Raw genomic sequence first — 9,876 nt, 5'->3', positions numbered from 1 at the left:
TTCCCTCGCTGACAGTCATGGTAACTGTAGCTGTTGATTGCTGACCATCAGCATCTTCAATGGTGTAGGTAAACGTATCGGTACCGTTAAAATTAGCCGCCGGGGTGTAATTAAAGGTGCCGTCATTGTTGTAACTGACCGTACCACCGTTGGTACTGCTGTTGTCATAGCTAACAACCGTTGTCGGCGTGTCACCCAGGTCATCATTACTGAGCACATTACCGGTGGTCACCGGCGTGTCTTCCTGGGTGCTGTAGCTGTCAGCAACTGCCGACGGATCGTTGTTAACTGAACCTACGACAATCGTTACCGTTGCTGAAGATTGCTGCCCATCTGTATCTTGTATCGTATAGGTAAATGAATCGCTACCGACAAACCCAGAAGGAGGTGTGTAGTCAAAAGTGCCATTCCCGTTATAACTTACCGTACCGCCATTAGCGCTGGAGCTACTGGAATTCACAATCACAGTGGGCACATCACCCAAATTATCATTCGATAAAACACTGCCAGTTGTTATAGCGGTCTCAGCTTGCGTGCTAAAACTATCACTTCTTGCTAGAGGATCTATATTTGCATCAACTAGAGGAATATCATCATCTATAATCGTACCAATAGCAGAAACCCCGCCCACAGATAGAGAAAGGGTTTCTGAATCCTCAACCAAACTATCTTCAATCGTAGGAATTGATACGGTAAAACTGCTGACACCGGCAGGAACAAGAACGTTTCCACCACTTAAAACAACGCCATCACTAAAGACAGGAGTTCCGTAGTCGCTGTTTGATGCGCTAATTGGTGAAAGGCTAAAGCTAAAAGAAGTCACATCCGAAGGTGCTTTACTCAGGGTTACAAGATGAACTAAATCCACATCACCTTCTACCTCAGTGTCATTTCTAACACTGACAACGGTTGGGGTTGTTTCTATGCCATAGGTTTCCGTATCAGTGGCTGTAACTTCCCCGTTAACATCACCAGTACTGGTAGTAACACTAGCCTCAATAGTTTTATCCGGATCGGCAGCCAGATCAGATCCCGGCACGCTAATGCTAAATCTGAGATTTTCATCTACTGGCCCGGTAAAACTTCTACCGTTTATTACAAGAGTAACGATATCACCCTCTTGTACATCACCACCAACTGAACCAGCAACAGAAATATCGCCAGCCGCCTCCGATACGCTAACGATATCATCTGCTGTTATGTTGGCATCCAGGATAATAGAAGCTTCAGGCGCCGTAATATCTGCGCCATAATCTTCTGTGTCAGTAGCAGTTAACGAGTTACCGGCAGGATCTGTTGCAGTAACACTCGCTTCAATAGTGCTATCGCTGTCAGCAGCCAGATCGGCCCCTGATACAGTTATTTTAAAACGCAAGCCTTCGTCAACCAACCCTGTATAAGTGTTACCGTTGATAGTTAAAGTAACAACGTCGCCAACCTGCACATCACCACCAACAGATCCGCTAATAGGAATATTAGTTAATGACTCTTCCTGGCTGATAATATCATCTGCGGTGATGTTGGCGTCGAGAATAATGGTTGCAATTGGAGCTTCAGTATCAACTCCATAGGTTTCCGTATCAGTAGCCGTTGCTTCTCCGTTTACGCTACCTGTAGTTGTTGTAACGGATGCCTCAATCAGGCTATCAGCATCAGCAACTAAGTCGATACCCGGGACATCTATACTGAAACGAAGATCAGAATCGACCAGTCCTTCGAAAGTGCTCCCATTCACAAAAAGCGTAACAACATCACCTTCTTCAACATCTGCGCCAACACTACCACTAATCGCGATAACACCCGCCTCTTCAGCTGCATTTACAACACCGTCAAAAGCAATATTTGAGTCGAGAACAATCTCTGCTTCAGGTTGTACCAAATCAGTGGCATAGCTTTCAACGTCACTGGCAGAAGCTTCACCATTAATACTTCCAGTAGTAGTTACAACACTTGCATCTATAGTTTGATCAGTGTCAGCAACCAAGTCCGCAGCAGGAACCTCTATATTAAAAGACCCGCCATCTACAGGCCCTGTGAAGGTGTTACCGTTGATAACTAATGTAACAGTATCGCCATCTACTACGTCACCTCCAACAACACCCGTGATAACGACATTACCACCAGACTCTTCGATGCTGATCACGTCATCAGCTGTTATATCATCATCCAAAGAGATATCAGCCGTTGGCACAAAGGTATCAACGCTATAGCCTTCAGTATCTGCCGCTGTTGCTTCGCCGCTTTGATTTCCAGTAGTTGTTGTAACGCTGGCTTCAACAATTTTGTCCGAATCACCAGCCAAATCAACACCTGGAACTTCGATGCTAAATACACCATCAAGAACAAGGCCAGTATGAGTGTTGCCATTAACAATGAGCGACACAACATCACCGTCGGTCACATCACCACCAACAACACCGGTAATGAGCACCACCCCTTCAGACTCTGCAGCGTTAACAATATCATCAGCGGTTATATTCGCATCCAACTCAATACTCGCTGTGGCGGGCGCGCTTAACGTATTTGCAGCCTGGGCAGCCTGTCCCAATTCTCCAGTGGTCTCCGTATCAAAACCAGATTCCGCTAATAATTGCTGGCCGGTACGAGCAATTTCTACAAACGAAGTGGTGCCGGCACCTCCTTGCTGGCCGGCGGCTGCAGCTTCAAACAATTCCGTCGGATCTGCTCCGGCCTCTATCGCCTGCTGTAACGCTTCGATATCCAGATCAGTTTCAGATAACGCTGTAGTTAAAACCGACGAGGGAGCATCGGGGCTGCTCGGTGTAACAACACCAACGCTATTGGATTCCATGATCATCGGACTTTGCTCGGTCGCTACTCGAACAGCCCCATCATCCATCGTCAGGACAGTCTCCCCGGCAAGTATCTGATCACCTGCAACGACTGTACGAGGGTGGCCTTGTTCGTCAACGACAACGACCTTTCCGTTGGCTCCAGTTACTTCAACTCCTTGCTGAACACTATTACCTTCCATAAAAACACCCTTTTTAACGCTGCCAGGAGATACGATCAAAAACTCGCTCAAAATATTTTCAGAAACTAACACAAGTGTTTAAATACCACCAACTCTGTTCGGATAAACCATGACTTAGGTCATTTTTTACAGGCTCCGTCAGTCGAAAATTGACCCAATGGTACTGGCACTCATGAGAGGTATGATGTAACTTCCCTGCCACTTAACCAGCAGAAACGTGCCTGATACAAACCTATTGACGGATACCACTGTGAAAAACTTACTGATTACCATTTTTTTTGTTCTTTCGTTTCCTTTATCAGCCAATGCCAACCAAGACACCGATCACAAGGTGAGGTTGCTAACAGATATGGGTGAAATCATTGTTCAACTGCATCCAGAAAAAGCCCCCAAGACTGTTGAAAATTTCGAATCTTACGTAAAAAAAGGCTTTTATGACGGCCTGATATTTCATCGTGTAATTGGAAATTTCATGATACAGGGCGGCGGATTTGAACCGGGCATGGTTGAAAGAAAACCAGGTGCAACCATTCAGAATGAAGCAGACAATATGCTAAGCAACCTTACCGGAACTATAGCGATGGCCCGCCGCCAGGACCCACATAGCGCTTCTGCCCAGTTTTTCATCAATGTTAACGACAACACTCCTTTGGATCATCGATCCAAATCAGCACAAGGCTGGGGCTACGCAGTATTCGGCAAAGTAGTCGAGGGCATGGACGTGGTAGAAAAAATAAAGACAACTCCCACCACATCTGTCGGCCACTTTCGCAATGTACCGGTAAAGGATGTTATTATCCTAAAAGCTGAAATGATGCAGTAATGACATACTGAATTCTGAACAATACTCAATCAATAATCCTCAATGCAGTTTATTTTACTCACTCGCCTTTACTTCATCGGCTAATCAAAAACTATTAGCACGTCAAGGCAGGAATTTATTTAGGAAACAGCACCATGATCGTCTTACACACCAATATGGGTGATATCGCCCTGGAACTCGACGCCGAAAAAGCGCCAAAAACCACCAGCGCTTTTTGTGAGTATGTAGAAAAAGGCTTCTATGACGGCGTTATTTTTCACCGGGTCATCAACAACTTCATGATTCAGGGTGGCGGTTTTGAGCCCGGAATGGTGCAAAAAGAAACTGGCGACGCAATTGAAAATGAAGCCGACAACGGGCTGAGCAACAAATCCGGAACGATCGCCATGGCCCGCACAATGGATCCACATAGCGCCAGCGCCCAGTTTTTTATAAACGTCAAGGACAACACTTTTCTTGATCATACTGCCAAGACGACCGAGGGCTGGGGCTACACAGTGTTCGGCAAGGTTGTCGACGGAATGGATGTCGTTGACAAAATCAAGACTGTTTCCACCACCAGTCGCGCTGGCCACCAAGATGTACCTGTCGATGACGTAATTATCACTTCAGCTGAAGTGGTTGAAAGCAAACCAGCCAAATAGGCCATGTCAGTTCTGTTTATCGCAGACCTGCATCTGCAGGACCAACGCCCGGAACTAACCCGGGCGTTATTACGTTTTCTGGAACACCACAGCTCCAGCGCCGATTCACTATATATTCTTGGTGATCTTTTTGAAGTATGGGTAGGTGATGACCACGAAACAGAAACTATAAACTCAGTTGCCGATGGCTTAAAAAAACTGACGGACAAAGGAGTTCCTGTTTTTATCCAGCACGGTAATCGCGACTTTCTGATCGGGCAGTCCTTTATGGAAAGATGCGGCTCTTCAATGCTACCTGAATCCCAAACGATACAGCCCTATGACACCCCGCTACTGTTAATGCATGGAGATCAGCTCTGCCTTGATGATACTGACTACCAGGCATTCCGAAAACTGGTCAGATCGGCCGAGTGGCAAAGCCAATTTTTGTCACAGACACTACCAGAACGATTAACTATCGCTGACGATCTCCGATTAAAGAGCCAGGAACTTGCCCGCCAGAAAGACATGGAAATAATGGATGTATCACCTTCGGAGGTCGATCGCGTAATGACAAACTCAGAGGTCAACGTGCTTATTCATGGCCACACTCATCGACCAAACATACACCACCTGCGAGAAGGAAAAACGCGCATAGTCCTTGGAGACTGGGGGCCACAGCTTTGGTTCCTTGAATGGAAAAACGACGACACCTACAAACTCCACCACCAACCGATAAGCTAGAAAAACCCTCAGGAAAAATCCCGCCTCCAGCGCACCATCAACACCCCTATAACACTCAAGCTCATACAAAAACCCCAACAAATCTTTCAGTTAGGACTATGCTATAGTTAACCGAACAGCGTAACTCAAACCGAACAACATTGTCGGCCGAAGTGTCATTCTCCCGACACCTCACTGGACCACTAGTTGCGCAACAGGAAGGAGCCTGAAACTAACCCGGCTCACCGATGGCAATCGGTCAACACCTGCAGCCAATACCTTCTCTACAAATAACAACCTTTACCAGCACATTAAGCGGACAAAACAATGACTCCCGAAGAGCTAACTAACGGAATTGATCAGCTTGTTTCGTTACCTGACGCTGTCATAAGAGCTAACGAACTGCTTGAATCAGACCAGGCAGGGGCTGATGAAATAGGCGAGGTAATAGGCCACGACCCCGCCCTGTCAGCCAAACTGCTCAGACTGGTTAACAGCGCTTTTTACAGCTTTCCTTCACAGATCGACACCGTATCAAGAGCAATAACACTTATTGGCATTAACGAACTCCGATCTCTGATATTTGCGTCATCTGCTACTCAGGTATTTAATGATATTGCTCCGGAACTCGTTGACATGAATACCTTTTGGCATCGAAGCGTATACTGCGGACTGGTGGCCAAAAAATTCTCAACTCTTTGCGGAAAGGGAAAAGGCGAAGCTCAGTTTTTAACAGGACTACTACACGATATCGGCCACCTAATCCTCTACATTCGAGCGCCAGATAAAGCCCAAACCATTCTTGAAGAAACCAGCAAATCTAAACGCGCACTGTTTGAAGTTGAACAACAGATGCTGGGGTTTAACAGCGCAGACATTGGCGCAGCCCTGCTGGAAAACTGGCGCCTTCCAAAAAGCTTATGGATTCCAGTAAAACATCAACACTTCCCCGATAAAGCAACCGAATACAAAGAAGAAACCGCTATCCTGAATCTATCGCTAAGCCTGACCGATTGCCTGGAGCCTGAAATAAAAACCAGCGAAGCTTTGGATATTGAAAAACTTCCACCAGCTCAATTAAATGACACCAACCTGACCAGTGAGGAGCTGGGCTTGATCGCGATGGACGCCAATATTGAGAGTTTTGAAGTTCTCAGCATAATTAATCCTTTAGCAACAACACTTTATTAAACCGTTACTAAAAAACAAACACCTGCAACCAGCCTCCGAACCGGCAATTTGAGTATTTTTTGCACCATAAACACACTATATAATCACTATAAACCAAGAAAATATTCTTTATTATCAAAATATTAAAGAAGGCATTACCACAAAGTATTAGCATTGGAATTGTCGACAATACTTAACTTAGAGGTGAATTTCAGCTAGAATACCCGCCGCCATATCACTAATAACCAGAGTCCGATATATGCCACAAGCAACACCGAGACTCCGGGTAAACAAAGAGGGTTAAATCGTGCTTGAAGCTTATCGCAAACATGTAGAAGAAAGGGCTGCACAAGGAATACCCCCCAAGCCTTTAGACGCTGACCAGACAACAGCCCTCGTTGATCTTCTTAAGAATCCTCCGGCAGGTGAAGAAGAGTATATCCTTGACCTGTTGACCAACCGCGTTCCAGCCGGTGTCGATCAGGCTGCATATGTTAAAGCGGGATTTCTGGCGGCGATTACTAAGGGTGAAGCAGAATCCCCTCTCATCAACAAAGTTAAAGCTGTCGAGTTACTGGGCACCATGCTCGGTGGTTATAACATTGCCCCCATTATTGATTGCCTGGAAGACGACACTCTAGCTCCGACCGCAGTCAAGGCATTATCCCACACACTACTGATGTTCGATGCCTTCCATGACGTAAAAGAAAAGTCTGATGCAGGCAACACCTACGCCAAGCAAATAATTCAATCCTGGGCTGATGCGGAATGGTTTACCAGCAAACCCGAGCTGGAAGAAAAAATCACCGTTACAGTATTCAAGGTTCCCGGAGAAACCAATACTGACGACCTCTCACCTGCCCCTGACGCGTTTACTCGCCCAGACATTCCTTTACACGCAAACGCCATGCTTAAAATGGAGCGCGAAGGAATCATTCCACAAGAGGATGGTGTAGTTGGCCCTCTTGCCCAAATAGAGGAAGTAAAAGCCAAGGGGCACCCTGTTGCCTATGTAGGCGATGTTGTTGGTACCGGTTCTTCACGCAAATCTGCTACCAACTCTGTTTTGTGGTTCTTTGGCAATGATATTCCCCATGTTCCTAACAAAAGAGCCGGTGGCTATTGCTTTGGTGGCAAAATAGCCCCTATCTTCTTTAACACAATGGAAGATGCTGGCGCACTGCCAATCGAGATGGACACATCAAAAATGAACATGGGAGACGTAGTTGACGTCTTTCCATACGAAGGCGTCGCCAAAAACGCTGAAACCGGCGAAGTACTGTGCGAATTTAGCCTGAAAACCCCTGTTCTGCTTGACGAAGTACGCGCAGGAGGCCGCATCCCCCTGATTATTGGCCGCGGCCTGACCGAAAAAGCCCGCGAAGCTCTGGGAATGGCTCCTACCGACTTATTCCGTACGCCCGAACAGCCAGCCGATTCAGGAAAGGGTTACTCTCTGGCACAAAAGATGGTTGGTAAAGCTTGCGGCGTAGATGGCATTCGCCCTGGCGCCTATTGTGAGCCGAAAATGACGACTGTTGGCTCTCAAGACACCACTGGCCCCATGACTCGCGACGAATTGAAAGACCTCGCCTGCCTTGGTTTTTCCGCAGACCTGACAATGCAGTCCTTCTGTCACACTGCCGCCTATCCCAAGCCCATAGACGTTAACACTCATCACACGCTTCCTGACTTTATTATGAATCGCGGCGGCGTATCCCTGCGCCCTGGTGATGGCGTCATACACTCTTGGCTGAACCGCATGCTACTTCCAGACACTGTCGGTACCGGCGGAGATTCACACACTCGCTTTCCAATTGGCATTTCTTTCCCTGCCGGCTCTGGCTTAGTCGCTTTTGCAGCCGCAACAGGTGTTATGCCTCTGGATATGCCTGAATCTGTTTTGGTTCGCTTCAAGGGCGACAAGCTGCAACCCGGCGTCACTCTACGAGATCTGGTTAACGCCATTCCTTATTATGCAATTAAACAAGGATTGCTGACCGTTGCCAAAGCAGGCAAAAAGAACATCTTCTCGGGACGCATTCTGGAAATTGAAGGCCTGCCTGACCTGAAAGTAGAACAGGCCTTCGAACTATCCGATTCTGCCGCCGAACGATCTGCAGCAGCATGCTCAATCAAACTGGACGAAGCTCCAATCCGCGAATATCTGAACTCAAATATCACCATGCTTAAATGGATGATTTCAGAGGGCTACGGAGACGAGCGTACCATTCGTCGTCGGATCTCAAAAATGGAAGAGTGGCTAGCCAATCCAGAACTGATGTCAGGTGACGAGGATGCAGAATACGCAGCTGTGATCGAGATTGATCTGGCTGACGTCAAAGAACCCATTCTGGCATGCCCTAATGACCCTGATGACGTGAAACTATTGTCCGAAGTATCCGGCGAAAAAATCGACGAAGTGTTCATCGGCTCTTGCATGACCAACATTGGCCACTTCCGCGCAGCCGGTAAGCTTCTGGAAGCCGCCGGCAAAACAACACCAACCCGCCTATGGATAGCACCACCCACCAAGATGGATGCAGCACAGCTGACTGAAGAAGGCTATTACAATATCTTCGGCAAGGCTGGTGCTCGGATGGAAATGCCAGGATGTTCACTATGCATGGGCAACCAGGCAAGAGTTGCTGACAAGGCGACCGTGGTATCCACGTCTACACGTAACTTTCCGAACCGTTTGGGCACCGGAGCAAACGTCTACCTATCCTCTGCTGAGCTGGCCTCCGTTGCAGCACTCACCGGGACGCTTCCAACGGTTGCAGAGTACATGGAATACGTATCGACGCTGGACACCATGGCCAGCGATGTATACCGCTACCTGAACTTCGACCAAATCGAAAATTACCAGAATAAAGCCGCAACGGTTATACCAACCGTTGAAGCCTGATTCTGTATGCTAAGGTGAGCTAAAAAGAAACAAAGCCTCGCGTCCTCAGCGGGGCTTTTTTTTACAACGTCGATAGAGACCAGCCCAAAAAGCCACGGAAACTTTTTGATTACTCCGGCTTCTTGCTTGATCGGCCCTTTTCACCAGATTCCCACTTTGACCTGATACTCCGAGAGCGGCTTCACCTTGTTGTTTCAAAACGTTAACATATAAAACCAGACCATATAGCCAAGCTGTAAAAACACTATGAGCGATATAAATACTGAAACCCAACGCCCTTTTCTGGCACTGGCTTCCAAACTCCTGGTTGGAGAAAAACCATGCCCTGTCCGTTTTCTTTACAAAACGGTACCTGCGAATCTACGTGATACAGGCTGGCGCATGTATAGTGGCTACGAAGACGAGTCCTTTCTGGCTGATAAAAAGAACATGATGCCTTACCCGGTAGAAACTCTACTCAAAATGAATACCAGCCTGGAAAAACTGCTGGATAGCAAACCAGGGACGGTTTGGGAACGAATCCCTGGTAGCGACTGGCAGGAAGTACACGACTACGAAATCCCCACAGAAGGCGATGAAGTTGAAGCAATAACAGAAACCAAAACTGTTGACGAGCTGATTAACAACCCATAAT

7 protein-coding genes are annotated in these 9,876 nt (G+C 47.1%); 6 read left to right on the top strand and 1 reads right to left on the bottom strand.

Translation table 11 applies throughout. The annotated features are described in order from the left end of the window. On the bottom strand, positions 1 to 2,995 hold a 2,995-nt coding region (locus tag BGP75_RS19905; protein ID WP_143821121.1), incomplete at its 3' end, for a retention module-containing protein. Positions 2,996 to 3,326: 331 nt separating this feature from the next. On the opposite strand from BGP75_RS19905, the gene BGP75_RS19900 reads away from it, so the two are divergent. The 6 genes from BGP75_RS19900 to BGP75_RS19875 all read left to right on the top strand — a co-directional run bounded on the left by BGP75_RS19900 (position 3,327) and on the right by BGP75_RS19875 (position 9,875). Next, positions 3,327 to 3,818, top strand: coding sequence for a peptidylprolyl isomerase (locus BGP75_RS19900; protein WP_255395949.1), 492 nt, complete (start codon positions 3,327 to 3,329; stop codon positions 3,816 to 3,818). A 134-nt stretch (positions 3,819 to 3,952) separates the two neighbouring features. Beyond that, positions 3,953 to 4,462, top strand: coding sequence for a peptidylprolyl isomerase (locus BGP75_RS19895; RefSeq protein ID WP_076720629.1), 510 nt, complete (start codon positions 3,953 to 3,955; stop codon positions 4,460 to 4,462). A gap of 3 nt (positions 4,463 to 4,465) precedes the next feature. Continuing rightward, on the top strand, positions 4,466 to 5,185 hold the full coding sequence (locus BGP75_RS19890) for a UDP-2,3-diacylglucosamine diphosphatase (protein WP_076720628.1): 720 nt from the start codon (positions 4,466 to 4,468) through the stop codon (positions 5,183 to 5,185). A gap of 306 nt (positions 5,186 to 5,491) precedes the next feature. Continuing rightward, positions 5,492 to 6,355: an HDOD domain-containing protein gene (locus tag BGP75_RS19885; RefSeq protein WP_076720627.1), complete on the top strand. Its 864-nt coding sequence runs from the start codon at positions 5,492 to 5,494 to the stop codon at positions 6,353 to 6,355. Positions 6,356 to 6,641: 286 nt separating this feature from the next. Further along, a complete protein-coding gene (gene acnB / locus BGP75_RS19880) occupies positions 6,642 to 9,242 on the top strand; it encodes a bifunctional aconitate hydratase 2/2-methylisocitrate dehydratase (RefSeq protein WP_076720626.1) in 2,601 nt (866 codons plus the stop codon). 246 nt (positions 9,243 to 9,488) lie between these two features. Beyond that, on the top strand, positions 9,489 to 9,875 hold the full coding sequence (locus BGP75_RS19875) for a DUF2185 domain-containing protein (protein ID WP_076720625.1): 387 nt from the start codon (positions 9,489 to 9,491) through the stop codon (positions 9,873 to 9,875). Position 9,876 lies beyond the last annotated feature (1 nt).

It is taken from the genome of Motiliproteus sp. MSK22-1 (assembly GCF_001968815.1).
In the GTDB taxonomy this organism is placed as follows: Bacteria; Pseudomonadota; Gammaproteobacteria; order Pseudomonadales; family Balneatricaceae; genus Motiliproteus.
The sequence above is the reverse complement of the archived record's forward strand: the minus strand, read 5'-3'. Positions and strand labels throughout refer to the sequence as shown.

Coding starts and splice junctions, on each gene's coding strand:
- BGP75_RS19885 (WP_076720627.1), top strand. CDS start 5,492: ATGACTCCCGAAGAGCTAACTAACGGAATTGATCAGCTTGTTTCGTTA.
- BGP75_RS19890 (WP_076720628.1), top strand. CDS start 4,466: ATGTCAGTTCTGTTTATCGCAGACCTGCATCTGCAGGACCAACGCCCG.
- BGP75_RS19875 (WP_076720625.1), top strand. CDS start 9,489: ATGAGCGATATAAATACTGAAACCCAACGCCCTTTTCTGGCACTGGCT.
- BGP75_RS19895 (WP_076720629.1), top strand. CDS start 3,953: ATGATCGTCTTACACACCAATATGGGTGATATCGCCCTGGAACTCGAC.